The sequence below is a fragment of the Pseudomonas sp. Seg1 genome (genome assembly GCF_018326005.1).
Classification (GTDB): domain Bacteria; phylum Pseudomonadota; class Gammaproteobacteria; order Pseudomonadales; family Pseudomonadaceae; genus Aquipseudomonas.
In genome coordinates this window covers 3,779,625-3,805,361 of the sequence record NZ_AP021903.1, presented here as the reverse complement: position 1 = coordinate 3,805,361, position 25,737 = coordinate 3,779,625, and the positions used below count along the sequence as shown (strand labels likewise).

Sequence of the window (25,737 nt, the reverse complement as noted above, 5' to 3'; positions counted from 1 at the left end):
GGTCGTCATGCGCTGGGTGTGTATTGTTTTTCCGCAATTGGCCCTCGACGCCGTGCTGCGTCAGCGGCCCGATCCTGCTGAGCCGTTGGTGCTGCTGAGCGGTCCGGCCCAGCGTCGGGTGTTGCAAGCGGTCAACCCGGCGGCACGCCAGCTCGGCTTGCGCCCCGGCCAGTCGATGACGGCCGCGCAGGCCATGAGCAAAGGTTTCGCCACCGCCGATTACGAGGTGGCCGAGGTTGAACACTGGCAGCGGTTTCTCGCCGCGTGGGCCTACGGTTTCAGTGCGCAAGTCAGCGTGCATTACCCACGCACCGTGGTGTTCGAGATCGAATCCAGCCTGGGTCTGTTCGGTTCCTGGGCGCAGTTCGAAGCACGACTGCGCAAGGAACTGACCGATCTGGGTTTCCGTCATCGCATTGTCGCGGCGCCCAACCCCGCGGCCGCGCGCATTCTGGCCAACGCTTATGACGGGCTGGTGGTGCCGGACGGCGAGGCCTTGCAGCATCACCTCGGCCAGTTGCCGATCGACCGCGTCGGTCTGGAGCCGGGCGTGGCCACGGCGTTGTCGCGCATGGGCCTGCGCAATCTGAGTCAGGTGCAGAGCCTGCCCCGCCAGGCGCTGGCCCGGCGTTTCGAGGCGCCGATGCTCAAACACCTCGACACCTTGTTCGGTGCGCGGCCATTGGCGCTGGAGTTTTACTTGCCGCCGGATCGTTTCGATGTGCGCATCGAACTGAATTTCGACGTGCAATCCCATCAGGCCTTGTTATTCCCGTTACGGCGTCTGACCGGTGATCTGTCGGCGTTCCTGTGCGGGCGTGACAGCGGCGTGCAGCGCTTTGGTCTGCATCTGGAACACGCCGGGCTGCCGGACACCGTGATCAAGGTCGGTCTGCTCAGCGCCGAACGCGATCCGGCGATGCTCTTCGAACTGGCCCGTGGTCGGCTGGAGCAGGTGCAGGTCGAGGCACCGGTGCGTGGCTTCCGTTTGCGCGCCGAAGATCTGCCGAGTTTTGTGCCGCAGTTTCAGGAGCTGTTCGACGACCGTCCGCAGCAGACCTTGCCCTGGGAGCAATTGCGCGAACGCCTGCGCGCTCGGCTGGGGGATGACGCGGTACAAGGGCTGCGCTTTCAGGCGGATCACCGGCCAGAGTGCGCCTGGCAAAACGGCGTCGATAAACAACCGTGCTCAGGCTTGCCCAGTGTCCACCGCCCGGGCTGGTTGCTCGGCGAGCCGCAGAGCGTGCCGCAAGGTTCGGCGCGGATCCTCATGGGCCCCGAGCGCATCGAATCCGGCTGGTGGGATGGTGACGATGTGCGTCGCGATTACTACCTGATCCAGAACCGCGCCGGTCAGCAAGGCTGGGCCTATCGGGCGGTGGGCGAGGACGGTCCGTTGTGGCTGCAGGGCTGGTTTGCATGAACGCTGGCTACGCCGAACTGCACTGCCTGTCGAACTTCAGTTTTCAGCGCGGTGCGTCCAGTGCGCTGGAACTGTTTCAGCGGGCGAAAAAGCACGGCTATCAGGCGCTGGCGATCACCGACGAATGCACCCTGGCCGGGATCGTTCGCGCCTGGCAAGCGGCGAAATCCGTTGAGCTGCCGCTGATCATCGGCAGCGAGATCCGTATCGACAACGGCCCGAAACTGGTGCTGCTGGTGGAGAACCTTGAGGGTTATCAGGCGCTGTGCGGTTTGATCACCCGTGCCCGGCGTCGTACGCAGAAAGGCCAGTATCAAGTGCTGCGCGAGGACTTCAGCGAAGCGCTGCCCGGGTTGTTGGTGTTGTGGGTGCCGGACACTGTGGAGGATGTGGAGGAGGGCCGTTGGCTGAAACAGACCTTCGGTGAACGGCTGTGGCTGGCGGTACAACTGCATCGCGGGCAGGACGATCAGCGACGGTTGGCGATGCTGCTGAGTCTGGCCGCCGAGTTGCAGATTCCCGCCGTGGCCAGTGGCGATGTGCATATGCACGCCCGGGGCCGGCGTGCCTTGCAGGACACCATGACCGCGATCCGCCATCACATGCCGGTGGCCGAGGCCGGATTGCGTTTACATCCCAATGGCGAGCGGCATTTGCGTAGCGTTGAGATAGTGCGCGAGCTGTATCCGTCGGCATTGCTGGAGGCATCAGTGAAGCTGGCCCGACGCTGCACCTTCGATCTCGGCCAGTTGCGTTATCAATACCCCAAGGAGTTGGTGCCGGAGGGGCATACCGGCAGTTCCTGGTTGCGGCATTTGACCGAAGAAGGCATCGCCTGGCGCTGGCCGCAAGGACCGCAGGCCAAAGTGCTCAAGCAGATCGACGCTGAGCTGGAACTGATCGCCGAACTCGGCTACGAAAGCTACTTTCTCACCGTACACGACGTGGTGAGCTTCGCTCGCAAGCAGCACATCCTCTGTCAGGGGCGGGGTTCGGCGGCCAACTCGGCGGTGTGTTTTGCCTTGGGTATTACCGAGATCGATCCGGATCGCACGACGTTGCTGTTCGAGCGATTCATGTCGAAAGAGCGCAACGAGCCACCGGACATCGATGTCGACTTCGAACACGAACGCCGCGAAGAAGTCCTGCAATACGTGTTCCGTCGTTATGGCCGTCATCGCGCGGCGCTGACGGCGGTGGTCAGCACCTATCACGCCGCCGGGGCCGTGCGCGATGTGGCCAAGGCGCTGGGGTTGCCGCCGGATCAGATCAACGCATTGGCCGATTGCTGCGGCCACTGGAGCGATGAAACGCCGCCAGTGGCGCGCTTGCTCGAAGGCGGGTTTGACCCCGACAGCCCGGTGCTGCGCCGGGTTTTGAGCCTGACCGGGCAACTGATCGGCTTCCCCCGGCACCTGTCGCAACACCCCGGCGGTTTCGTGATTTCCGAGCAGCCGCTGGACACACTGGTGCCGGTGGAGAACGCGGCAATGGCCGACCGCACGATCATTCAGTGGGACAAGGATGACCTCGACGCGGTGGGGCTGCTCAAGGTCGATATCCTCGCGCTGGGCATGCTCAGCGCGATCCGCCGCTGTTTCGACTTGCTGCGCCGCCATCGCAATATGGATCTGAGCCTGGCGAACATCCCGGCCGAAGACAAACCGACCTACGAGATGATCAGCCGCGCCGACACCATCGGCGTGTTCCAGATCGAATCGCGAGCGCAGATGTCGATGCTGCCGCGCCTGAAACCGGCGAAGTTCTATGATCTGGTGATCGAAGTGGCCATCGTCCGGCCGGGGCCGATTCAGGGCGGGATGGTGCATCCGTATCTGCGCCGGCGGAACAAGGAAGAAGAGGAAACCTATCCGTCGCCAGAACTCAAGGTGGTGCTGGAAAGAACCCTCGGCGTACCGCTGTTTCAGGAACAGGTGATGCAGATCGCCATTGTCGCCGCCGACTACAGCCCCGGTGAGGCCGATCAGTTGCGCCGCTCCATGGCCGCGTGGAAACGTCACGGCGGTCTGGAGCCGCACAAGGCACGTCTGGCCGCCGGCATGAAGAAAAACGGCTACACGGAAGAATTCGCCGCGCAGATCTTCGAGCAGATCAAGGGTTTCGGCAGCTACGGTTTCCCCGAATCCCACGCCGCCAGTTTCGCCTTGTTGACCTACGCCAGTTGCTGGCTCAAGTGCCACGAACCGGCGGCCTTCGCCTGTGCGCTGATCAACAGTTGGCCGATGGGTTTCTACAGCCCCGATCAGATTCTCCAGGACGCCCGGCGGCATCAGTTGCAGATTCGTCCAGTGGACGTGCGCGCCAGTGACTGGGATTGCAGCCTGGAACCGATCAGCGGCGCGCAACCGGCGATTCGCATGGGCCTGCGCATGATCAAGGGTTTTCGCGAAGACGATGCCCAGCGCATTGAAGCGGCGCGTGCGCGTGGGGCGTTTGCCGACGTTGCCGATCTGGGCGAGCGGGCTGCGCTCGACAGTCGGGCGCAGGCGTTGCTGGCGGATTCCGGAGCATTACGCGGCCTGGCCGGGCATCGTCACCGGGCGCGCTGGGAAGTCGCCGGGGTGCAGAAACAACTTGGGTTGTTTGCCGGATTGCCGAGCCAGGAAGAGCCTGATGTGGTGCTGCCAAAACCCAGCGTCGGCGAGGATCTGCACGCCGATTACACGACGGTGGGCACCACGCTGGGGCCGCATCCGCTGGCGCTGTTGCGGGGCGAATTGAAGGCGCTGCGCTGCCGCAGTTCGCAAGAGTTGCTCGATGTTGAACACGGGCGGCCGGTGAGCATTGCCGGTCTGGTCACGGGCCGGCAACGACCGGGCACCGCCAGCGGCGTGACCTTTGTCACCCTGGAAGACGAGTTCGGCAACGTCAATGTGGTGGTCTGGCGCGATCTGGCCGAGCGTCAGCGCCAGGTGCTGGTCGGCTCGCAACTGCTCAGGGTCGATGGCCGCTGGGAACGTCAAGGCGAAGTGCGCCACCTGATCGCCGGGCGTCTGAGCGACCTGAGCCCGCTGCTCAACGGCATCCGCGTGCAGAGCCGCGACTTCCACTGATTCTTCCACCTCAGGCCAAACACAAAACCCCCTGTCTGATCGTTCCCACGCTCTGCGTGGTAACGCCTCCCGTGACGTTCCGCGTCACAGCGGACGCGGAGCGTCCGTGGCTGCATTCCCACGCAGAGCGTGGGAACGATCAATACACCGCTTTCGCGAGCAGGCTCGCTCCCACAGTGGATTTGTGTAGGACCAAGTCAAGCCAATTAACTGACGTCAAAAAAATCTGTCTTCAGTGATGGCACTTTGTCATAATGCCGGCCCTTTTCCGCTGCCCAGCGCTTTATCACGCCGGGACATACCGTTTTTCAAGAAGGAAATACCCAGTGAGAATGATCTCCCGGATGTTGGTCTCGGGCGTTGCCATCGCCGTGCTTGGCACGCTGGCCACCACGCTCTCCGGCTGCGCCACCGAAAGCTCCCGCGCGTTGCCAGTGGCTAAAGTTGAAAGCGCCACGCAAGTCTGGACCGGTGTTCGCGTGCCAATGGCGGTGGGCAAGTTCGATAACCGCTCCAGCTACATGCGCGGGATCTTCTCCGATGGCGTCGATCGTCTAGGCGGTCAGGCCAAGACCATCCTGATCACCCACTTGCAGCAGACCAATCGCTTCAGCGTGCTGGATCGCGACAACATGGGCGAAATCCAACAGGAAGCGGCGATCAAGGGCCAGGCCCAGCGTCTCAAAGGCGCCGATTACGTGGTCACCGGTGACGTCACCGAGTTCGGCCGCAAAGAGACGGGCGATCACCAGTTGTTCGGCATTCTCGGTCGCGGCAAGACCCAGGTTGCCTACGCCAAGGTCAACCTGAATATCGTCAATATCAGCACGTCCGAAGTGGTGTATTCGACCCAGGGCGCCGGCGAGTACGCCTTGTCCAACCGCGAAATCGTCGGCTTCGGCGGCACCGCTGCCTACGACTCGACCCTCAACGGCAAAGTTCTCGATCTGGCCATGCGCGAGGCGATCAATCGTCTGGTCGATGGCATGAACGCCGGTGCCTGGAAACCGGGCAACTGAAAGCCCCCATTTGCAAGGAGCAACACCCCATGAATTCGATTCTGTCGCGGCCGCTGATGGCCCTGACGCTGGCCGCCAGCGCCTTGCTGGCCGGTTGCAGCAGTCCGCAAACCCTGTACCAGTGGGAAGGCTACCAGCCGCAGGTCTACGAATACTTCAAAAGCGAAACGCCGAAAGAAGCCCAGGCCGAAGCGCTGGAAACCGATCTGCAAAAGATCCGCGCCAGTGGCAAAGCCGTTCCGCCGGGTTACCACGCACATCTCGGTCTGCTGTACCTGAGCATGGGCAAGGACGATCAGATGGTGCAGCAGTTGCGCACCGAGAAGACCCTGTTTCCCGAGTCCGGGACTTACATGGACTTTCTGCTAAAAAACGCCAAGACCGGTGAAGCCCAATGATCTCGCGCGTAGTAAAACTGTTGGGCGCAGCGCTGGCGCTGACCGTGCTCGGTGGCTGCGTCGCTCCCAAGTCCGTGGACTATTCGGCGTACAAGCAAGCCCGGCCGAAAAGCATTCTGGTGCTGCCGCCGCTGAACACCTCGCCGGACGTCAAGGCGTCGTACAGCCTGCTGTCGCAGGTGACGTTCCCGCTGGCCGAGGCCGGTTACTACGTGTTGCCCATCACGTTGGTCGACGAGACGTTCCGCCAGAACGGCCTGACCACCCCGGATGACATCCATCAGGCACCACCGGCCAAGCTGAAGGAAATCTTCGGCGCCGACGCGGCGCTGTACATCACCGTGACCGAGTACGGTACGCGTTACATGGTGATCAGCAGCGAAACGGCGGTGACGGCGACAGCGAAACTGGTTGATCTGAAAACCGGCACGACGCTGTGGACCGGCTCGGCGCGGGCGTCGAGCGAAGAGGGCGGCAACAACAGTGGCGGCGGTCTGATCGGCATGCTGATCACGGCGGCGGTGAAGCAGATCATCAACAGCTCCACCGATGCCGGTTATCCGATTGCCGGTGTGGCGAGCAATCGCCTGCTGTCGGCCGGGCATCCGGCGGGCCTGCTGTACGGGCCGCGTTCGCCGAAATACGGCACCGACTAAGCCTTGAAACACTGATGCCTTTGTGGCGAGGGAGCAATCTTCCTCGCCACATCTGTTGACCCCTCGCACTGGACTCCTCTGTCCAGGTCGCCCCCCGCACTCGCACGACCGCGCTCTCATTCAACTCTTGATCAAGAACCTGCATCTTCACGCTGAAGGCGATATTCTGCGCGGCAGTTAATGCGCCCGGCTGCGCTGCCAGCATTGAAGGAGCTTTCGAATGACCGAAAAGAAACCGGAAACCACGGTCGACCGCGTCTACCAAGGGGTTTACGAGGCGATCAGCAAGCGCTCGTTGCGCCCTGGCATGAAGCTGGGCGAGGCCTCGTTGGCGGAGTTATTCAATGTCAGCCGCACGTCGGTGCGTGCCGCGCTCAAGCAATTGGAGGCCGATGGACTGGTCACCACCGAGCCCAATAAGGGTGCATTGGTGTCGTTACCGAGCAACGAAGAGATCCGTTCGCTGTTCGAAACCCGGCGCCTGATCGAGATCGGCATCGTCACCGAACTGTGCCGGCGCAAGGACACGGCAGCGATGCAGGATCTGCGCGAGCACCTGCTCCTGGAAGACCAAGCGCACGCGGCGGGGGATCACCAACGGCTGATTCACCTGCTCGGCGAGTTCCACATCAAACTGGCGCGCAGCCTCAATAATCCGGTGTTGCTCGACTGGTTCCAGAAGCTGATTTCCCGCGCATCACTGTACGCCGCCGCGCTGGATGACGACAGCCACGAAGCCTGCCGCGACGATGAACACTTGCGCCTGATCGAGTACATCGAGGCCGGTAATCAGAGCGCCGCCATCGAGTTGACCTGCGTGCATCTCAATGGCATCGAGAAGGCGATTCTGGACGTCGCCGCGAAGATGAAAACTGGCTACCATCCGCTCAAGCACTTGATCGGGGTCTGAGTTCCGGGTAGAGCGAAATCGGCTATACCTCTAATGAAACCAATGCGTTCGGCGACGCTCGAAACACACGGGCGTTGCGTTGTATTGGGCGTCGCGGTTTATCGGGCAACCACCACAGGACACTGAGTCAGTCGATGCAGTTTTTATCGGATAGCCACGGCTGTGGCGGCTGGAAAGGCGAAATGGCCGGACGCATTTGTGCGTTTGACTGGAGCGCCACTGAACTAGGTCCGTTGCAGGACTGGCCGGCCAGCCTGTGCAGCACGGTGCAGATGATGCTCGCTTCGCCGCTGCCGATGGTGATGCTCTGGGGGCATGCCGGTTACATGATCTACAACGATGCCTACTCCGAATTCGCCGGTGGCCGCCATCCGTACCTGCTGGGCTCTCCGGTGGAGCTGGGCTGGCCGGAGGTCGCCGAGTTCAACCGGCATGTGGTGGACACCTGTCTGGCCGGCGGCACCTTGTCGTATCGCAACAAGGAACTGGTGCTGCTGCGCAACGGCGTGCCCGAAGATGTCTGGATGGATCTCTATTACAGCCCCGTGGCTGACGACGAAGGACGCCCGTCCGGGGTGATGGCGATGGTGGTGGAAACCACCGAATTCATTCGTTCCGAGCGTTTGCGCCAGGCCGCCGAGGAAGCCTATCGCGCTGACAACGAGCGGGTGCGGTTGGCGCTGAATGCCGGGGCCTTGCTCGGTTCTTTCGTCTGGGACGTGAAGAACAATGTGCTGTCGGCCGATGAGCGTTTTGCCCGCACGTTTTCCTATCCGCCGAAGCATGACCTGAGCAATCTGGCGCAGCACATTGCCGAATCACGTATTCACCCCGATGACCGTGCCTGGGTACAGGAACGCGTCGCCCATTGCGTGCAGACCGGCGAGCCATATAACGCCGAATACCGGGTGTTGCGCAGCGATGGCAGTTACCTGTGGGTTCTGGCCAGCGGCGGCTGCGAGTTCAACGAGCGCGGCCAGGCCTTGCGTTTCCCCGGCGTCCTGATCGATATCCATGAACGCAAGACCGCCGAAGAATCGCTGCTGAAATTCACCCGTAACCTTGAGCAGCGTGTGGCCGATGAAGTCGAGGCGCGCCTGACCGCCGAAGAACAATTGCGTCAGTCGCAGAAGCTCGAAGCGATTGGCGGACTCACCGGTGGCGTCGCCCATGACTTCAATAACCTGTTGCAAGTGATCGCCGGCAACCTGCATTTGCTGGCGCGCCATGAGCCGGACAACGCCAACGTACAACGGCGGGTCAGCGCCTCGCTGGCAGCGGTCGAGCGTGGCGCCAAGCTGTCGTCGCAATTGCTCGCGTTCGCCCGCCGTCAACCGCTGTCACCCGCAGTGTGCAATCCGCGGAAAATTTTCGAAGGGGTGGGTGAGTTACTGCAACGGGCATTGGGCGAAACCATCCAGATCGACGTGCAGTTGCCGCACGAGCCGTGGCACATCAACGTCGACCGCAATCAACTGGAAAACGCCATTCTCAACCTGGCCATCAATGCCCGCGATGCGATGAAGGGCGAGGGCACCATTGAACTCAGCGCTTCCAACGTAAAGCTCAACCGCGAGTTCTGCATCGGTAAAGGCATTCTCCCGGGGGAGTTTGTCCGCGTAGCGGTCAGCGATACCGGCGTGGGCATCCCGCCGCAGATGCTCGAGCAGGTCTTCGAGCCGTTCTTCACCACCAAGGCCGACGGCCAGGGCACCGGGCTCGGCCTGAGCATGGTGTTCGGCTTCGTCAAGCAGAGCGGCGGGCATGTCGAGATCGACAGCACCGTGGGCGAGGGAACGCGGGTGCAGTTGTACTTTCCGCGCAGCCTGCGCACGATCGTTGATGAGTCGCCGAGCATAGACCCGCAGCAGCACGGGGGGCACGAGACGATTCTGGTGGTCGAGGACAACGACGCGGTGCGCGCCTCGGCGATGGAATTGCTGCGCGAGGAAGGCTATCGCGTGCTGACTGCCGCCAATGGCGATGTTGCGATGCAAATGCTGCTGGAGGGCGCCGACATCGACCTGATTTTCACCGACGTGGTCATGCCGGGGCTGATCAAGAGCTCCGACCTGGCGGCGTGGGCCAAGGTGCAGTCGCCACCGGTGGCGGTGCTGTTCACCTCCGGGCACACCCGCGACATCATTTCGCGCAATCACCAACTCAGCCCCGACACACATTTGTTAGGCAAACCTTATGGCCCCGAAGCGCTGTTGCAGATGATTCGTTCGGTGTTGGGTGCCTGACCTGCGACAGAAGTGTTTTCAGGGGCAGGTGATTATTTGTGGTGAGGGGATTTATCCCCGATGGAGTGCGCAGCGCTCCCAAGCAGTTTTCCAGGTGAACTTATTATCAGTATCTGTGACTGCTGCGCAGCCAATCGGGGATAAATCCCCTCACCACAAAGGTTTCACTTGCCACAAAGATCTCGGCAATTACGGAGATTGCAACTTTTCAGAAAAGGCCCGCCAATGACTTCCAAACGTTCTTCCAAAGCACCCGACGGCATGGTTCGGGTGCGCGGCGCCCGTGAGCACAACCTGAAGAATGTCGACGTCGACATCCCCCGCGATGCCCTGGTGGTGTTCACCGGGGTGTCCGGGTCGGGCAAGTCGTCGCTGGCGTTCTCGACCTTGTATGCCGAAGCGCAACGGCGCTATTTCGAATCGGTGGCGCCGTATGCGCGACGGCTGATCGATCAGGTCGGTGTGCCGGATGTCGATTCCATCGAAGGCCTGCCGCCAGCCGTGGCGCTGCAACAGCAACGCGGGACACCGAGCACGCGCTCGTCGGTGGGTAGCGTCACCACGCTGTCGAGCCTGATCCGCATGCTTTATTCCCGCGCCGGCAGTTACCCGCCGGGGCAGGCGATGTTGTACGCCGAGGATTTTTCGCCGAACACGCCACAGGGCGCCTGCCCCCAATGTCATGGTCTGGGCCGGGTGTATGAAGTCACCGAAGCGCTGATGGTGCCCGATCCGAACCTGACCATTCGCCAACGCGCCGTCGCCTCCTGGCCGCTGGCATGGCAGGGGCAGAACCTGCGCGACATCCTCGTGACCATGGGCATCGACGTCGACATCCCGTGGCGCAAGTTGCCGAAGAAACAGCGCGACTGGATTCTCTTCACCGAAGAAACCCCGACCGTGCCGGTGTACGCCGGGCTGACCCCGGAAGAAACCCGCGTGGCCCTCAAGCGCAAGATGGAGCCGAGTTATCAGGGCACTTTCACTGGCGCGCGCCGCTACATCCTGCACACGTTCACGCATTCGCAAAGTGCGCTGATGAAGAAGCGCGTTGCGCAGTTCATGCTTGGCAGCCCTTGCCCGTTGTGCGGGGGCAAACGTCTGAAGCGTGAGGCGTTGTCGGTGACGTTTGCCGGGTACGACATTGGCGAGCTGTCGCAAATGCCGCTGCTGCAAGTCGCCGAAGTGTTGCGGCCGGTGGCGGCGACGAGTTACCTGGATCATGCCGAGGAAACCGGCGAGACCTTGAGCCATGCGCAGACCCGTGCAGCGCGTCAGCAACGTGTCGCCCAGGGTGCCAGTGGCCACGCCAGCGCGCCGGATGTGCGCCACACGCCGAACCTGTCACTGGAAAAGCGTCTGGCCGCGCAACGGATTGCCGAGGATCTGCTGGAGCGGGTCAGTACCCTGACCGATCTGGGTCTGGGCTATCTGGCACTGGAGCGCAGCACGCCGACATTATCGTCCGGTGAGTTGCAGCGGTTGCGTCTGGCCACGCAATTGGGCTCGCAGTTGTTCGGGGTGATCTACGTGCTCGACGAGCCTTCTGCCGGTCTGCATCCCGCCGATGGCGAGGCGCTGTTCGAGGCTTTGCAGCGCTTGAAGGCCGAGGGCAATACGCTGTTTGTGGTCGAGCATGATCTGGAAACCATGCGCCGCGCCGACTGGCTGATCGATGTCGGGCCAGCGGCGGGCGAGAAGGGCGGGCGGGTGTTGTACAGCGGCCCGCCTGCCGGGCTGGCCGAGGTTGAAGAGTCGCAGACCCGCGCCTATCTGTTCGCCGACCAGCAGCGCCCGACACGGGCGGCGCGCAAGCCCTCGGGCTGGCTGAAACTGGCGGGCATCAGCCGCAATAACCTGAGCAACCTCAGCGCCGAATTTCCCTTGGGCTGTTTCACTTCGGTGACGGGTGTGTCCGGTTCCGGCAAGTCGAGTCTGGTCAGTCAGGCGTTGCTGGAACTGGTCGGTGCGCAACTGGGACGTCCGCCTGTCGAGACTGAAACTGAAGAACCCAGTCTTGAAGACGATGCGCCGCAAGTCAGCAGCGGTCAGGTCATTGCCGGTCTGGAGTCGATCAAACGGCTGGTGCAGGTCGATCAGAAACCTATCGGCCGCACCCCACGTTCCAATCTGGCGACGTACACCGGGCTGTTCGACAACGTGCGCAAGCTGTTCGCCGCGACGCCCGAAGCGCGGGCGGCGGGGTATGACGCCGGACAGTTTTCCTTCAACGTCGCCAAGGGCCGTTGCGCGACGTGCGAAGGTGAAGGGTTTGTCAGTGTCGAGTTGCTGTTCATGCCCAGCGTGTATGCACCTTGCACGACCTGCCATGGCGCACGGTACAACCCGCAGACTTTGGCAGTTTTATGGGAAGGCTTGAGCATCGCGCAGGTGTTGCAACTGACCGTCGATGAAGCGCTGGCGGTGTTTGCCGGGCAGCCGGGTATTCGCCGTTCGCTGGAGGTGTTGCACGATATCGGCCTGGGTTATCTGCGGCTCGGCCAACCGGCTACGGAATTGTCCGGGGGCGAGGCGCAACGGATCAAACTGGCCACCGAGTTGCAGCGCAATCAGCGTGGCGCAACCTTGTATGTACTGGATGAACCGACCACCGGCCTGCATCCGCGCGATGTCGATCGGCTGTTGGAGCAACTGGATACGCTGGTGACAGCGGGGCACACGGTGATTGTGGTCGAGCATGAAATGCGTGTGGTGGCGCAGAGTGACTGGGTGATCGACATCGGCCCGGGGGCAGGGGATCAGGGTGGCAAGATCGTTGTCGCCGGCACTCCACAGAAAGTCGCCGCCAGCAAGAAGAGCCGGACTGCGCCGTTCCTCACCCGCGCCTTGAGCCGATAACAGCGCCGACCGTTCTGCCCTCATCGCTGGCAAGCCAGCTCCCACAGTGACCGGTGTGTACTGGTATTCCAGGTACACCCAAACTGTGGGATCTGGTGTGTAGTGATATTTCAGGTACACCCCAAACTGTGGGTCTGGTGTGTACTGATATTCCAGGTACACCGCAAAACCTGTGGGATCTGGTGTGTATTGATATTCCAGGTACACCGCAAAACCTGTGGGATCTGGTGTGTACTGGTATTCCAGGTACACCACAAAACCTGTGGGAGCTGGCTTGCCAGCGATAGCGGTGGGTCAGGCGCCGTCGATCGTGCGGCGAACCTTGTCGAGCAGTTCGCTGATCTGGAACGGTTTGATCAGCAGCTCCATGCCCTCGCCGAGGAATACCTGGCGATTGATCGCCGTTTCGGTGTAGCCGGTCATGAACAGGATCGGCAATCCCTCGCGCCAGCCCCGGGCAATGTCTGCCAGTTCGCGGCCGCTCATGCGCGGCAAGCCGACGTCGCTCAGCAGCAGGTTGATCGACGGGTCATTTTGCAGACGCTCCAGCGCGGTTTCGATGTCAGCCGCCTGGGTGCAGCGATAGCCGGCATCCTCCAGCACTTCAGTGACGAACATGCGCACCGACGGCATGTCTTCGACAATCAACACGTGCTCGCCGGTGCCTTGCGGATTGACCGTCACCGCTGGAATATCGACTCCGGTCGGATCGCTGGTGGCCGGCAGCATGATCGTCACTTCGGTGCCGCGTCGGGCCACGCTGCGGATGTGCGCGTCGCCGCCGGACTGCCGGGCAAAACCATAAATCGTCGACAACCCCAATCCGGTGCCCTGACCCAGGGGTTTGGTGGTGAAGAACGGATCGAACACCTTGTCGATCACGTTGTGGTCAATGCCGGTGCCGTCATCGCGCACCGACAACGCCACATAGGCGCCATCGGCCAGATTCGGATCGCCGTGGGAATACGCCGCGTAAGTGCTGACCCAGATGTTGCCGCCCTGAGGCAGCGCGTCGCGGGCATTGATCACCAGGTTCAGCATTGCGCTTTCCAACTGACTCGGATCGACCAGGGCAATTGCCGGTTTGTTGGTCAGCTCAAGCTTGAGGGCAATCCGTTCACCGATGGTGCGCACCAACAGTTCTTCAAGTGAACGCACGTGTTCGTTGATATCCACTGGCCGCGTGTCCAGCGGTTGCTGGCGAGCGAACGCCAGCAGACGATGGGTGAGGGCGGCCGCGCTCATCGCTGAATTCAGCGCCGCCTCAGCGTACAGCTTGACCTTGTCCGGTCGGTCATCGGCGATGCGTTTCTGGATCAACTCAAGGCTGGTGATGATGCCGGTCAGCAGGTTGTTGAAGTCGTGGGCGATGCCGCCGGTGAGCTTGCCCAGCGCATCCATTTTCTGCACTTGCAGCAGCTGCGATTCGGCACGCGCCAGTTGCGTGGTGGTGTCGTCCAGCCGGGCCAGATGCGAACGTTCGCGATGGCGGTGTTCGGTGACGTCCTCGACGAACACCAGGCTCAGTTGTGGCGTGCGATATGGCGAAATCTGCCACTCGGTTTCGCGAATTTCACCCTGCACGCGCATGTTCAGCGTGCCTTTCCAGCGCTCGCCATCAACCAGGCGCAAACGCAGTTCATTGAGAATGGCGCCTTGTTCGTCGGCAAAACATTCGCTCAGGGTTTGTGAACCCTGGTTATCCAGAATCAGTTGGTTGAATGCGTGGTTGCACTCATGCACCTTGAGATTGGCGTCGAGCACCGCAATCGGCGCGGAAACATTGGCGAAAATCTCGCGAAACCGCGCCTCGCTTTCGCGCAGGGCATTTTCCGTGTCGCGCACCCGCAGCAGCGTGCGCAAGGTCGCCAGCAGCACGTCCGGGTCGACCGGATGAATCAGGTAGGCATCGGCCCCGGCGTTGAGGCCGGTGATGATGTCGCCGGTCTGGATCGACGCGGCCGAGACATGGATTACCGGCAGCAACGCGGTGCGCGTGTCGGCCCGCAGGATACGGACAATGTCGAAGCCGCTCATGTCCGGCAGGTTGACGTCGAGAATCAGCGCATCGAGCGGTTCGCGCTCGATCAACGCCAGGCCGTCGGTACCGGTGCCAGCCTCCAGCACCTCATAGCCGTGGCGTTCCAGACGCTTGCGCAAGGCGTAGCGGGTGGCGACGTTGTCATCGACGATCAACAGGCGCATGTCACGTTTCATCGACGTTCTCCTGAGCGATCGCCAACGGAATGATCACGAAAAAGGTCGAACCGACCCCCGGTGCGCTGTCCATGCCGACCTCGCCACCCAACAGGGCGGCGAAGCGTTTGCACAACGACAGGCCCAGACCGGTGCCGCGCAGGCGTTTCTGCAACGGCGAGTCGACCTGGGAAAAGTCCTCGAACAATGCGCCATGCAACTCGGCGGCGATACCTATTCCAGTGTCGCTGACGGCAAAGCGCACCTTATCTGCACCTTCAAGCCGCGCCGAGACCCGCACTTCGCCACGGGTGGTGAACTTCAGCGAGTTGGAAATGAAATTGCGCAGGATCTGCGCGAGTTTCTTGTCGTCGGTGTACAGGCGCGGCAGGCCGACCGGTTCTTCAAAGATCAGGTCCACTGCCGTCGCATCGACAATCGGCCGGAACATTCCCCGCAGGGCGGAGAACAGGTCAAACATGTCGAACCACGCAGGGGAGATGCTGATGCGCCCGGCTTCGATTTTCGCCAGATCGAGCAAGTCATCGACCATGTCGCTGAGTTCACGGGCAGCGCTGCTGACGAACGCCACCTGTTTGTGCTGTTCGGGGCTCAGCGGCCCGTCCAGCTCGTCGGCCAGCAAGCTGTTGACGCTGAGGATCGAACCCAGCGGGGTGCGAAATTCGTGGCTCATGTACGACAGAAAGCGGCTTTTCAGATCCGAGGCCTGACGCAGTTCTTCGGCCTGAGTGTCGAGTTCGGCGTACAGCGCCAGCACGCCCTGGTTGGTTTCGTCGAGTTCTTCACGCAGGGCCGCCGTTTCGCTTTGCAGTTGCGCGATCAGCGCGGCCTGTTCGGCATTGCTCAAGTTGAGCGACTCAGCCATGGGCGGCCTCCAGGGCAACGACCAGTACCGTTACATCGTCGCGCCCGCGACAGAAATCGCGGTGCAGGACGCTGGCTATCACGGCGGGATGGCGGTGCACCAGACCGGGGTAGTCTTGAAGATTCCAACGGGACTGCAAGCCGTCGCTGTACATGATCAATAAATGTCCGTTCACGTGAGCATAGTCAAAGGGCTGGGCTTTTCGGTATTGGCCGCCAACGATGCCGGGATGTGAGGCCAGGCCGCGCGATTTGTCAGCGGCAATCAGACTGGCGCCGATGTTGCCGACCCCGGCAAACGTCAGGCTGGCGCGGTCGGCGCGAAACTGTGCAAACGCCACGGCGCCGCCACGGGTGCCGATCATCTCGCGGTGCATATCTTCCATCAGCACCACAGGGGAGCTGAACGGCGCGTCAACGAAGGCTTGCTCTCCGGCCCGACCGGCACGCTCGGCGTCCTCGCCGTGACCGAGACCGTCAACGATCAGTGCACTGATGTCGTCACCGTGATACGCCAGATGCCAGACATCGCCGCAGGCTGGATCATTATGCAGTGAGTGCTGGCTGACGCCGTACAGCAGATCCGCCTGGCGGTCGCTGCGCGGATACAACCGGGCGAGAAGCACGGCGCCGCGATGGTCGGCATACACGTCAAACACGTCGGCCTGGCGTGACACCGCACCCAGGCCAATGCCCTGAGTGCCGCCAGTGGAAAAACCGTCGGCCAGACACGCCTGCAGATCGAAACCCTTGGCTCGGTCTACCGCGATCAACTCGATACCGGCGTCGCCCTGTCGCGGCAACAACCGCAGGTGCAGTTCGCCGTGACCGGCATGCTTGAGCAGGTTGCTCGCAAGCTCGGTGGCTATGAGTGCCACGCGCCCCGCATCGCTTTCACCAAAACCATGTTGTTCGGCGAGGTGTTGTGCGCTACGGCGGGCATGGCCGATCTGGCTGTTGTCTTCGATCAGTAATACCTGGGTCAGTGACCCGCTGATGTTCATGTCCATCGGGTAATCGTTATGCGAGTGCCTTTACCAGGCTCGGTGTCCAGTTCGAACTCTTCGACCAGGCGTTTGGCGCCGGTCAGGCCCAGGCCCATGCCGCTGCCGGAGGTCCAGCCATCGGTCATGGCCAGTTTGATGTCGGCAATGCCCGGACCCTCGTCGCGAAAGGTCAGGCGCAAACCGACCTTGTGATCGTCATCGAGGATCTGCCAGTCCATGTCGCCGCCGCCACCGTAAACCATGGTGTTGCGCGCCAGTTCACTGACCGCCGTGACCATTTTGGTCAGGTCGATCAGGCGCATGCCGCACTCGGTCGCCAGTTTGCGTGCAGTCTGGCGCGCCAGCACCACGTCCTGCTCGATATGGATGGGTTGAGTTCCGCTGCTGCGCACGATCATTGCGCAAGTACTCGTTCTCGCAGCAGTTTCATCCCCCGCTCGACGTTCAGCGCCGTGCTGACGCCGGGCAGGGTCAGGCCGAGTTCGACCAGGGTGATCGCTACCGCCGGTTGCATGCCGACCAGCATGGTTTCGGCGTCCATGATTTTCGACAGCCCGGAGATCGTACTGATCATCCGGCCAATGAACGAATCGACCATGTCCAGCGCCGAGATGTCGATCAACACCCCGCGCGCCGAGGTTTTGCTGATGCGTTCGGACAGATCGTCCTGCAGGGTCAGGGCGAGTTGGTCATGCATGTCGACCTGGATGGTCACCAGCAGGAAGTCGCCCATTTGAAGAATCGGAATACGTTCCATGCTTAACCCGTCTTGACGAGGCTGACACCCAGGCGGGTCAGGGCCAGTTTCAGCGCGTCGGCCAGATTGGCCTTGGTGACCACACCTTGCAGGTCGAGGCCGAGGTGAACGATGGTTTGCGCGATCTGCGGGCGCACGCCACTTATGATGCAATCGGCCCCCATCAGGCGGATCGCCGTCACGGTTTTCAGCAGATGCTGGGCGACCAGGGTGTCGACGGTCGGCACGCCGGTGATGTCGATGATGGCGATTTCCGAACCGGTGTCGACGATGCGTTGCAGCAGCGATTCCATCACCACCTGAGTGCGTTGCGAATCAAGGGTGCCGATCATCGGCAGGGCCAGCACGCCGTCCCACAGCTTGACCACGGGGGTGGACAGCTCCAGCAGTTCTTCCTGCTGACGCTTGATCACCGCTTCACGGGATTTCTGGAAGGTGCGGATGGTGTGCAGGCCGAACGCGTCGAGCAGCTCGGAGACTTCCCACAGCTGTTCGGCGAGCAGGGCCGGTTGTTCTTTGTAGTGATTCTGCAGCAGGGCAAACAGCGGTCCCTTGAGCGAGAAAATGAAACTGGCGGTCTGTTGCGAATCCTGACCGAGCAGGGCGCGGCTATGCGAAAGCTTTTCGAGGAACTGCCGAGTGGCGTCCCAGCCCGGCGCATTGATGTTGGTGCCGTTGTCGCTCTCAAGACCGCTGACCACCAATTGCAGGAATTCGCTGGTCTGTTGCTGCAGGTCCTGACCTTTCAGATTGCGCGTGCCGCCGCTGGATTCCAGGCTATTGATCCATTCGCCCAGCAGCTGTGCCTGTTTGTTTTTCATCGCATCGAGTGTGCTGTTCTGCAGTGCTGCCATGTGCCTGTTGCTCCGTAGCGAATGAGGGGCCGATTTCGCAAAATTGATCGGCGCGAAGTCAATGACCGTTGCCGTTCGAAATAGTTGTTCGGTCTTGCGAGGATATTTTTGCCCGGGCGCAAGAAACGTCCCGGTAACTCTAGTCGGCATGCCAGCAAGGCGCGATGTTTTGAACGATGGCGCGGTGCCGGATTCGAATCTTCAAGGCCCGGCTGGTTTCAGTCGTGCTGGCCAAGACCTACGAGGTGCTTATGAACGAGCAACAGCAAAATCAGGCCGGGGAGCCGATCAATCGCAATGATCCGGCGATCGACCCGCAGGTGCCGGGTCAACCGGCGCCGACACAACCTGCGCAAAAGCAGGGCGAAACCGACCAGGCGCAAAGTGCTGATCCGGCAGTGGATCAGAAGAATCAGCATACCGATAACGACAATGAGTTCAGTCCGGGTTTCAAGCCAAAGCCGGATCGCCCGCACCCGGGGGAGGAGACGGATGCGGATATTGATACTGATGGGGGTTAGTCGGGGTTGAAATGCCAAATGCCGCATTTTTGGATGCGGCATTTTTTTGTTCGGGTTTTGTAGTGCCTATCAGAACCAGCCCCTCACCCCAGCCCTCTCCCAATGGGAGAGGGGGAAAGGGAGCCGATCGGGGGCTTTTCAAAAATGGATTCACCTCGGTGGTTCACTTTAGTGCGCCCGCAGGAACAACGCGGTCAGTTCCCTCTCCCATTGGGAGAGGGGGAAAGGGAGCCGATTGGGGGCTTTTCAAACCGGATTCACCTCGGTGGTTCACGTCGGTGTATTTCGAAAATACAACCCGGTCAGTCCCCTCTACCTCTGGGAGAGGGTTAGGGTGAGGGCAGGCTTTTTACTTGCTCGGATGCTTGGCCTGCAGCTCTTTCGCCGCGGCCAGGTGTTTTTCCAGCGCCGGCAACATTTTCTGCGCGAACGCCTTCAATTCAGGGGCACCCTTGACCTTGTCGTCAGTCACGGTATTGGCTTCTTTCTTGAACAGCTCGATGGTTTCTTCGTGGGCCTTGACCTGGTTGTTGGCGTAGGCCGCATCGAAGGATTCATCACGCACTTCGAGAATTTTCTCTTTGGCCTGTTTGACCAATGTGGTGGTGTCCGGTACTTCGATGTCGTGAGCCTTGGCAATCGTCGCCAGTTCGTCATTCGCCTTGCTGTGATCGGTGATCATCATTTCGGCAAACTTCTTGATGTCGGCCGACTGGCTTTTTTCCAGGGCGAGGCGGCTGGTTTCGATTTCGGCGATGCCACCGGCAGCGGCGTTATCGACGAAGTCATTGTCGGTGGCCGCGAAGGCGCTGCCCATGCCGGTGCTTAAAGCGACAGCCAGTGCCAGGTGACGCAGGTTGAATCCGTCCATTGTGTTTCTCCACGCAGTTTGTTGTGAGCGTTATGCAATGGAGGCGAGGCGACGGACAAAGGTTTTATCGCATTTGCGACAGGGCGACGAACGGACACCGCTGGTCTGACAGGTGGTCGACAGAACGGCCCGACCGAGGCCATTCTGATAACTGGTCAGCGCAATCGGTCGCGCTGGCCACCCGATCAACTGACGGAGGTGTTCCATGCCGGTTCCCCATGACCTGTTTCAGGACTTGAGCTGCACGAAGGAAGAGATCCAGCAAAAACGCACCCAGGATCCGCGACTGGATTCACTGATCAACAAGTATTCCCAGGCTGATGCCGATGTGGTCAAGGCCGAAACCGCCACCTCGGATGCTCCCAGCGACGACACCCTGAAGAAACTCAAAGAGAAACGTCTGAAGGTCAAGGACGAAATCGTCAGCCATTTGCAGACCCCGACCTGACCCCATTCTGATCCGCCGACCTACGGTTGCGGATTGACTGGAACGACAGGCCCGACCGGCACCTCGAATGTTCAGAGTCCTCAATCATCGACTCTTTGCGAGGTGCCTTATGAACGATCCCAAATTTCCCAGTGAAGAGCAGGGCGCATTTGACCCCGTGCCCACCCATCCTGAACCCAACAGCCCGGCGCATACCACCGCCAATCCTGAAGAACCGGACAAGGATCTTCCCGAAGACGAAGACCCCGAAAAGTTCGACAAGTCCAGCAACTGACAGACCGCTATCGCTGGCAAGCCAGCTCCCACAAGGATCGCTGTCGTTAACATATATTGCGAACGATCCGGTACCTGTGGGAGCTGGCTTGCCAGCGATAGCGTCAGCCAGACCAGCACATATCCGGCGGACTCACTTCAGTGCTTCAACCAACGGCAACCGCGCCATATGCGTCGCCTTCAACGAGCCGAAATACAACCAGTCCCCGTACTCGCGAACCGTGGTAATCGGCGAATAATTGCCGCTGCTGGCGTCCTGCAAATTGGCAATCACCTTGCCCTGCAGATCCAGCCCCAGTACAAACCCGCGCTTCTCCACCGGTTTCGGCAGTACGGTCAGCGCGCGCACAATCATCTTGCGGACGAACGGATGCCCGGCTGTGCCATCTAGCAAGGCGTTGCGCGGCGCATACAGCGCTACCCAGAAGCGGTCGCGACCGTTGAATGCGAGGTTGTCCGGCAGTCCCGGCAGGTTGTCGATGAACAGTTCGTGGGTGCCTGCCTTGGGCCCGGTCAGCCAGAAGCGGCTGATGCGATAGGCACCGGTTTCGTTGACCAGCACATAGGCGTCATCGGGGCCGAGGGTCACGCCGTTGGCGAACTCCAGTTTGTCCAGCAATACGCTGGTCTTGCCGGTCTGGAAGTCGTAGCGCAACAAGCGTCCGTCACCGCCATGTTCGATGATCGCCTCGCCATCATGGCCATAGCCCCAACGGCTGGAGGCATCGCTGAAGTAGGCGTAGTGCCCGGATTTGTCGATTGCCACGTCATCGGTAAAGCCGAACGTCAGACCATTGGCAGCGGTGGTCAGGGCAATCAACTGGCCCTGAGCATCGAGTGACAGCAAGCCCTTGACCCCGTCAGCAATCACCAGCAATCCGTTGGGATGCCGCGCCAGGCCCAGCGGCCGCCCACCGGTATCGGCCAGCACTTTGCGTTGCTGGCCATCGAGGCTGCTGCGGATCAGTCGGCCGTCATGCAGTCCGGTGATCAAAAAGTCATTTTCCAACAGCAACGCTTCCGGTCCCTCGATGTCGCTCGGTCCGACCTGCGCTGTGTTCTTCAGACGTTGGTTTTCTGCATAAACGCCTTCCTTGAGCGAGGGCGCCGGTGACGGTTGCCAGGCGACCGGCTCAATCCGGGTGGGCATCAGCAGTAAAAACGCGATGACCACGGCAATCAGCAGCAACAGCACCCGCTGCCACCTCATGCGCTGGCCCTCACTGACGCCAGATACTGCGCAGCCCTGTCCCGTAACGCGAGCATGGATGCGCAGGATTCGCGCTCGATGCGCCGTTTCAGCAACAGTCGATTGGCGATGCGCATGCCCAGACCGTCGAAGCGATAGTCCAGGGTGCGCACGAATCTTGTGCCGCCACCTTCGGCCGCGCATTCATACGTCAGCTCAAGCGACAAGCCGTGATCACCCCGAGCCCGTGCGCACCAGCGCCGGCCCGGCAGGTACTCGGTCACTTGCCAACGGAGATGACCTGCCCGGCCGCCGGCATGAATGTCTTCTTCAAAACCCGAGCCCGCATGCAGCGGCCCCTGCGGGCCGTCGATTTTCAGCGACGACGGGTGCCACTCGGGCCAACGGCTGACCGTGGCGGCATAGGCGAGTACGGCAATCGGTTCGCCGGCGATATCGATCGTGTGCTGTTGACGGGTCATGGGCATTCTCGAATAACTCAAAGGGGCGACTTCCGGCTCCCAGTACAGGGTGCCGAACAGGTAGTCCATCAGCGGCAGAACGATGTTGAAATTGCGCTCCTGCATGCGCTCGCGGCGGTGATGCAGTTCGTGCAGACGGCGCATCTGCCGGATCCACGGCAGGCGCGTGAGGGGATTGGCCGGTGGCAGGTGTTCGGCGGCGTGAAACACTTCGTAGGTCAGATAGCCGAGGACCATACAGCCACCGAACAGTCCGGCGACGTTGGCGTTGACCTGTGCGATCAGCCACCACAAGGGCAGGGTGATCAGTAGCGTATGGATTACGATCAACCACGCCGGAAACAGAATCACCCGCCAGTCGCGGGCGCTGTCGTAGGTCATGTGGCCGGGGGTGAAGAAGCTGTGATGGTCGCCGGCGTGGCGGGCGTAGAACAGTTTCGCAAAGGCTTTTTTATGGTGGCCGAGATGGCGATGGACCATGTACACGCCAAAGTTGAAGAACAACAGCGTCAGTGGCACGGTCAGCCATTCCAGCCAATGGGCCTGGTCGACGCTGCTCCAGAATGCGCCGATGGCCAGCACACCGAACAGCAGCACGAAGGCGCCGTGCAGCCACGGGTTGTAGAACGGATGGATCGCCGCACGATAGCGGCTGCGAAATGCCTCGGTGGTCTGCCTCACTGCGTTCACCCGTAGGTATTGTTGTTATACCCGGCAGATTAGCCGATCCGGCCATTTGTGCAGGCCGGACCTTGAGGTCACATGCGCCATGATCCGGTGTAAAACGGCGGATTCAGCTCAATGGATTCCAGCGTTGCGACCAGTCGTCATCGGCCTCGATCACTTTGCGCAGCAGGTCGAAGGCCTGTTGCAGCGTCGCCGAGTCGCGGTCGCGGGAGTACACCAGATAGGTCGGATAGCTGAATTCAGGGGCTTTGGTCACCGGTTCCAGGGCACCGCTTTCCAGATACGTGCGCACCACGCGGGTGCGGAAATAACCGCTGCCGCCGTGTTCGAGGATGTATTGCAGAGCCAGCGGGCCGAGGTTGAAGCTCAGCGCGGCTTTGGCTTTTTCCGGCAGGGCGGCATCGTGCTGGCGACGGAAGTCCGGGCCCCAGTCAATGTAGACGTAAGGGTCGGCGCGCTCCGGTGTGCGCACCAGAATCAGCTTTTCCTCCAGCACTTGCTCGACTTGCAGGCCGGGCCAGTATTCCGGCTGATAGACCAGCGCCGCGTCGAGCACACCGAGTTCGAGTTGGCGCAGCAGGTTTTCGCCGTCGCGGATTTCCATGCGCAGGGCATGCCCGGGAATTTTCTCGCGCAGTTCCGCAGCCCAACTGAGCATCAACGGATTGCACAGGCTGACTTCGCCACCGATGTGCAGCACATTGTGATAGCCCTCGGGCAACGGCAAGTCGCGACGCGCGGCCTCCCACGTCTGCACCAGTTGATTGGCGTAGACCACGAACGCTTCGCCGTTCGGCGTCAATTTCGCCCCGGCGCGGTTGCGCACGAACAGGGTGCTGCCTAGTTGGCTTTCGAGTTTCTGGACGCGGGCGGTGATCGCTGTTTGCGTGACGAAGAGCTTTTGCGCGGCGGCGGCGAGACTGCCGTGGCGGACAATTTCGAGGAAGGTGCGGGCGAGATCGATGTCCATGGGCGGGCCGGTGTTTGAGGTACACGCATTGTAAGTGCTGCCCTGACACCGCGTCATCGTTCATCGCTGGCAAGCCAGGCTCCCACAGGTTTTGCGGTGTACATAGAGTCTGGGTACGCCACGGACACTGTGGGAGCTGGCTTGCCAGCGATGGGGCCCTCGTAGACGCTGAAGATCAGTCGGTCAGTTCAATCTCTTGCACCCGCGCCCAATCCTCGACCAACCGCGCCGGCGTGCCACACGCCTTGCGCTTGTACACAAAGTGCCGGCACTTCTCGGCGAAGCCGTTGCGGTTGTAAAGCATGTCTTCCTGCATTTCCTGCAACTCGTTTTCGCGGCATTGCTGGATCAGCACCTGATCAACCCGCAACTTGCGTTCACGCACCGCCGCATAGGTCGGGTCACTCAAAACGCTGTTGGCCCGTTGCAACAACCACAGGGAAAACTCATCCGGGCAGCGCGGGCCGATTTCCTGAACCATACCCAGTTGCCACGCCTGCACCGCGCTCACCGGCAGACACGCCTGAGTCAATTGCTCGGCCATCGCCGGGCCGACGGCGCGGGGCAGGCTGTAGGTCCAGTATTCCGAGCCATACAGGCCCATGCTCTTGTAATGCGGGTTGAGCACGATATCGGCCCGGGCAAACACGATATCGGCTGCCAGGGCGAGCATCACACCACCAGCGCCGGCATTGCCGGTGACGCCGCTGACCACCAGTTGCCGCGCCGTCAGCAGCTCTTCACAGACATCGTCGATCGCCTGAATATTCGCCCAGGCTTCAGCGCCCGGATCCTGCGCTGCCTGAATCACATTCAAATGCACGCCGTTGGAAAAACTGCCGCGCCCGCCCTTGATCAACAGCACCTGAGTGTCGCGGGACTTGGCCCAGCGCAGTGCATCGACCATGCGCTGACATTGCTCGGTGCTCATCGCGCCGTTGTAGAACTCGAAGGTCAGCTCGCCGACATGCCCGGATTCGCGGTAACGAATCGGCTGATACGCCTCGTCACTGAACGGCTGGCTGGCCACCGACCAGTCCAGCCTCGGCACATCGGCCAATTGATCGGCCAGGACATGCCGCGCCGGTTGCTTGAAGGTTTCTTCGCCGGGCTGCGGTTTGCGCCGCAACGAACCGATCCACACGCTGTGGTCTCCCGCCGCGACCAGTACCGCATCGTCATGCACCGCGAGAATCTCGCCGGGCAGGCCGCTGCGCGAATCCAGATGGGCGTCGTACACGTAATACTGACCGCCGGCGAGACTCGCCAGGACCCCGGGCTGGCCGTCCGCCGCATCGATGCAGCGTTTGATGAAGCGGGCGCAATCGTGCCAGCTGAAACTGCGGTCGACCTGTTTCATGTTCGGCTGCAAACGTCCGCGCACAGCGGAATTGGTGTAATCCAGCGGCACCGGTTGGAAGCCTTCGATGAATTTTTCCACCACTTCGCGAATGCAAACAATGGCCGCGTCGCTGACCCGACCGTTATACAGCTCGGACTTGCGCAGGCCCGTCGGCAGATTGAACTCGCAAGTCGCCCAGACCGGACCGGCGTCCATTTCCTCGACCGCTTGCAGCGCGGTCACGCCCCAGCTCGACAGCTCATTGGTGATCGCCCAATCCAGAGCACTGGCACCACGATCGCCGACGATGCCCGGATGAATGATCACCACCGGGCGCTCGGAGTTACTCCAGAGTGCTTGCGGTACGCGGTCCTTGAGGAACGGGCAGATCACCAGATCGGCGCCGCTGTGCTCGATCTGTTCGCACACCGAGGCCTCGTCGGTAAACACCACGACGCTGGGCGAATGCCCGGCCTCACGCAGTTCCAGCCAGGCACGCTGGGTCAGGCCGTTGAACGCTGACGACAGCAGAATGATCTTGAGTGGTCGCATGAAAGTTCTTCCTTGAGTGGGATCAGCCGCAGGCTCCCGGTGAGCCTTCCCTGGCCTTCGATGGAGCCGGAAGAGTAATGAGTGGCCACCCGCACACCAGTGATCGAGGTCAACGTTG

At 61.3% G+C, this 25,737-nt stretch carries 22 protein-coding genes; 11 read left to right on the top strand and 11 right to left on the bottom strand.

The genetic code is table 11. The features are described from left to right. The first annotated feature begins 7 nt into the window (after positions 1-7). The 8 genes from KI231_RS16975 to KI231_RS16940 all read left to right on the top strand — a co-directional run bounded on the left by KI231_RS16975 (position 8) and on the right by KI231_RS16940 (position 12,585). Positions 8-1,423 (top strand): Y-family DNA polymerase, encoded by a 1,416-nt coding sequence (locus KI231_RS16975; protein WP_212809175.1) that lies wholly within the window; start codon positions 8-10, stop codon positions 1,421-1,423. Next, the gene (locus KI231_RS16970) at positions 1,420-4,497 is read left to right on the top strand and encodes an error-prone DNA polymerase (protein ID WP_212809174.1); all 3,078 of its coding nucleotides are present in this window, start codon (positions 1,420-1,422) and stop codon (positions 4,495-4,497) included. Before KI231_RS16975 ends, KI231_RS16970 begins: the two co-directional genes overlap by 4 nt. A 332-nt stretch (positions 4,498-4,829) precedes the next feature. After that, positions 4,830-5,516: a CsgG/HfaB family protein gene (locus KI231_RS16965; RefSeq protein ID WP_177431358.1), complete on the top strand. Its 687-nt coding sequence runs from the start codon at positions 4,830-4,832 to the stop codon at positions 5,514-5,516. Between the two features lie 29 nt (positions 5,517-5,545). Next, entirely contained in the window at positions 5,546-5,914 is a 369-nt protein-coding gene (locus KI231_RS16960; RefSeq protein WP_212809173.1) for a DUF4810 domain-containing protein, read from the top strand. Further along, positions 5,911-6,570, top strand: coding sequence for a DUF799 domain-containing protein (locus tag KI231_RS16955; RefSeq protein WP_103302394.1), 660 nt, complete (start codon positions 5,911-5,913; stop codon positions 6,568-6,570). The genes KI231_RS16960 and KI231_RS16955 overlap by 4 nt, the downstream gene beginning before the upstream one ends. Before the next feature lie 220 nt (positions 6,571-6,790). Next, positions 6,791-7,480: a GntR family transcriptional regulator gene (locus tag KI231_RS16950; RefSeq protein ID WP_212809172.1), complete on the top strand. Its 690-nt coding sequence runs from the start codon at positions 6,791-6,793 to the stop codon at positions 7,478-7,480. 134 nt (positions 7,481-7,614) lie between these two features. Continuing rightward, a complete protein-coding gene (locus KI231_RS16945) occupies positions 7,615-9,726 on the top strand; it encodes a hybrid sensor histidine kinase/response regulator (RefSeq protein WP_212809171.1) in 2,112 nt (703 codons plus the stop codon). A gap of 225 nt (positions 9,727-9,951) precedes the next feature. Beyond that, complete coding sequence (locus KI231_RS16940; protein WP_212809170.1) at positions 9,952-12,585, top strand: excinuclease ABC subunit UvrA; 2,634 nt, start codon at positions 9,952-9,954, stop codon at positions 12,583-12,585. A gap of 294 nt (positions 12,586-12,879) precedes the next feature. On the opposite strand, the gene KI231_RS16935 is transcribed toward KI231_RS16940, so the two are convergent. From KI231_RS16935 to KI231_RS16910, 6 genes are read right to left on the bottom strand one after another with little or no spacing between them, the layout of a single operon-like run. Continuing rightward, the gene (locus KI231_RS16935) at positions 12,880-14,802 is read right to left on the bottom strand and encodes a PAS domain-containing hybrid sensor histidine kinase/response regulator (protein WP_212809169.1); all 1,923 of its coding nucleotides are present in this window, start codon (positions 14,800-14,802) and stop codon (positions 12,880-12,882) included. Beyond that, positions 14,792-15,667 carry a sensor histidine kinase gene (locus KI231_RS16930; RefSeq protein WP_103302389.1) on the bottom strand — a complete coding sequence of 292 codons (876 nt, stop codon included), beginning with the start codon at positions 15,665-15,667 and terminating at the stop codon, positions 14,792-14,794. Before KI231_RS16930 ends, KI231_RS16935 begins: the two co-directional genes overlap by 11 nt. Further along, positions 15,660-16,670, bottom strand: a complete 1,011-nt coding sequence (locus KI231_RS16925; protein ID WP_213028810.1) for an ATP-binding protein — start codon at positions 16,668-16,670, stop codon at positions 15,660-15,662. The genes KI231_RS16930 and KI231_RS16925 overlap by 8 nt, the downstream gene beginning before the upstream one ends. Beyond that, entirely contained in the window at positions 16,667-17,071 is a 405-nt protein-coding gene (locus tag KI231_RS16920; RefSeq protein WP_103302388.1) for an anti-sigma regulatory factor, read from the bottom strand. Before KI231_RS16920 ends, KI231_RS16925 begins: the two co-directional genes overlap by 4 nt. Beyond that, on the bottom strand, positions 17,068-17,430 hold the full coding sequence (locus KI231_RS16915; RefSeq protein ID WP_103302387.1) for an STAS domain-containing protein: 363 nt from the start codon (positions 17,428-17,430) through the stop codon (positions 17,068-17,070). The genes KI231_RS16920 and KI231_RS16915 overlap by 4 nt, the downstream gene beginning before the upstream one ends. Positions 17,431-17,432: 2 nt before the next feature. Then, positions 17,433-18,284 carry an STAS domain-containing protein gene (locus tag KI231_RS16910; RefSeq protein WP_212809168.1) on the bottom strand — a complete coding sequence of 284 codons (852 nt, stop codon included), beginning with the start codon at positions 18,282-18,284 and terminating at the stop codon, positions 17,433-17,435. Between the two features lie 251 nt (positions 18,285-18,535). Here KI231_RS16910 and KI231_RS16905 point away from each other — a divergent pair, with 251 nt between their 5' ends. Continuing rightward, the gene (locus tag KI231_RS16905; RefSeq protein ID WP_213028809.1) at positions 18,536-18,805 is read left to right on the top strand and encodes a hypothetical protein; all 270 of its coding nucleotides are present in this window, start codon (positions 18,536-18,538) and stop codon (positions 18,803-18,805) included. Positions 18,806-19,154: 349 nt separating this feature from the next. Here the strand turns inward: KI231_RS16905 and KI231_RS16900 are convergent, their stop codons facing one another. Beyond that, on the bottom strand, positions 19,155-19,676 hold the full coding sequence (locus tag KI231_RS16900; RefSeq protein WP_103302385.1) for a DUF4142 domain-containing protein: 522 nt from the start codon (positions 19,674-19,676) through the stop codon (positions 19,155-19,157). 205 nt (positions 19,677-19,881) lie between these two features. Here KI231_RS16900 and KI231_RS16895 point away from each other — a divergent pair, with 205 nt between their 5' ends. Further along, on the top strand, positions 19,882-20,124 hold the full coding sequence (locus KI231_RS16895; RefSeq protein WP_212809167.1) for a DUF465 domain-containing protein: 243 nt from the start codon (positions 19,882-19,884) through the stop codon (positions 20,122-20,124). Between the two features lie 109 nt (positions 20,125-20,233). Beyond that, positions 20,234-20,398 carry a hypothetical protein gene (locus KI231_RS16890; protein ID WP_177431347.1) on the top strand — a complete coding sequence of 55 codons (165 nt, stop codon included), beginning with the start codon at positions 20,234-20,236 and terminating at the stop codon, positions 20,396-20,398. A gap of 132 nt (positions 20,399-20,530) precedes the next feature. Here KI231_RS16890 and KI231_RS16885 read toward each other — a convergent pair whose 3' ends face one another. The 4 genes from KI231_RS16885 to KI231_RS16870 form a co-directional block, all read right to left on the bottom strand. Next, positions 20,531-21,607, bottom strand: coding sequence for an SMP-30/gluconolactonase/LRE family protein (locus KI231_RS16885; protein WP_212809166.1), 1,077 nt, complete (start codon positions 21,605-21,607; stop codon positions 20,531-20,533). Further along, complete coding sequence (locus KI231_RS16880; RefSeq protein ID WP_212809165.1) at positions 21,604-22,749, bottom strand: sterol desaturase/SRPBCC family protein; 1,146 nt, start codon at positions 22,747-22,749, stop codon at positions 21,604-21,606. Before KI231_RS16880 ends, KI231_RS16885 begins: the two co-directional genes overlap by 4 nt. A 112-nt stretch (positions 22,750-22,861) precedes the next feature. Then, entirely contained in the window at positions 22,862-23,725 is an 864-nt protein-coding gene (locus KI231_RS16875; protein ID WP_103302381.1) for a LysR family transcriptional regulator, read from the bottom strand. A gap of 175 nt (positions 23,726-23,900) precedes the next feature. Then, a complete protein-coding gene (locus tag KI231_RS16870; RefSeq protein ID WP_212809164.1) occupies positions 23,901-25,619 on the bottom strand; it encodes a hydrogenase maturation protein in 1,719 nt (572 codons plus the stop codon). Positions 25,620-25,737 lie beyond the last annotated feature (118 nt).

Coding starts and splice junctions, on each gene's coding strand:
- KI231_RS16975 (WP_212809175.1), top strand. CDS start 8: ATGCGCTGGGTGTGTATTGTTTTTCCGCAATTGGCCCTCGACGCCGTG.
- KI231_RS16970 (WP_212809174.1), top strand. CDS start 1,420: ATGAACGCTGGCTACGCCGAACTGCACTGCCTGTCGAACTTCAGTTTT.
- KI231_RS16965 (WP_177431358.1), top strand. CDS start 4,830: ATGATCTCCCGGATGTTGGTCTCGGGCGTTGCCATCGCCGTGCTTGGC.
- KI231_RS16960 (WP_212809173.1), top strand. CDS start 5,546: ATGAATTCGATTCTGTCGCGGCCGCTGATGGCCCTGACGCTGGCCGCC.
- KI231_RS16955 (WP_103302394.1), top strand. CDS start 5,911: ATGATCTCGCGCGTAGTAAAACTGTTGGGCGCAGCGCTGGCGCTGACC.
- KI231_RS16950 (WP_212809172.1), top strand. CDS start 6,791: ATGACCGAAAAGAAACCGGAAACCACGGTCGACCGCGTCTACCAAGGG.
- KI231_RS16945 (WP_212809171.1), top strand. CDS start 7,615: ATGCAGTTTTTATCGGATAGCCACGGCTGTGGCGGCTGGAAAGGCGAA.
- KI231_RS16940 (WP_212809170.1), top strand. CDS start 9,952: ATGACTTCCAAACGTTCTTCCAAAGCACCCGACGGCATGGTTCGGGTG.
- KI231_RS16935 (WP_212809169.1), bottom strand. CDS start 14,802: ATGAAACGTGACATGCGCCTGTTGATCGTCGATGACAACGTCGCCACC.
- KI231_RS16930 (WP_103302389.1), bottom strand. CDS start 15,667: ATGGCTGAGTCGCTCAACTTGAGCAATGCCGAACAGGCCGCGCTGATC.
- KI231_RS16925 (WP_213028810.1), bottom strand. CDS start 16,670: ATGAACATCAGCGGGTCACTGACCCAGGTATTACTGATCGAAGACAAC.
- KI231_RS16920 (WP_103302388.1), bottom strand. CDS start 17,071: ATGATCGTGCGCAGCAGCGGAACTCAACCCATCCATATCGAGCAGGAC.
- KI231_RS16915 (WP_103302387.1), bottom strand. CDS start 17,430: ATGGAACGTATTCCGATTCTTCAAATGGGCGACTTCCTGCTGGTGACC.
- KI231_RS16910 (WP_212809168.1), bottom strand. CDS start 18,284: ATGGCAGCACTGCAGAACAGCACACTCGATGCGATGAAAAACAAACAG.
- KI231_RS16905 (WP_213028809.1), top strand. CDS start 18,536: ATGAACGAGCAACAGCAAAATCAGGCCGGGGAGCCGATCAATCGCAAT.
- KI231_RS16900 (WP_103302385.1), bottom strand. CDS start 19,676: ATGGACGGATTCAACCTGCGTCACCTGGCACTGGCTGTCGCTTTAAGC.
- KI231_RS16895 (WP_212809167.1), top strand. CDS start 19,882: ATGCCGGTTCCCCATGACCTGTTTCAGGACTTGAGCTGCACGAAGGAA.
- KI231_RS16890 (WP_177431347.1), top strand. CDS start 20,234: ATGAACGATCCCAAATTTCCCAGTGAAGAGCAGGGCGCATTTGACCCC.
- KI231_RS16885 (WP_212809166.1), bottom strand. CDS start 21,607: ATGAGGTGGCAGCGGGTGCTGTTGCTGCTGATTGCCGTGGTCATCGCG.
- KI231_RS16875 (WP_103302381.1), bottom strand. CDS start 23,725: ATGGACATCGATCTCGCCCGCACCTTCCTCGAAATTGTCCGCCACGGC.
- KI231_RS16870 (WP_212809164.1), bottom strand. CDS start 25,619: ATGCGACCACTCAAGATCATTCTGCTGTCGTCAGCGTTCAACGGCCTG.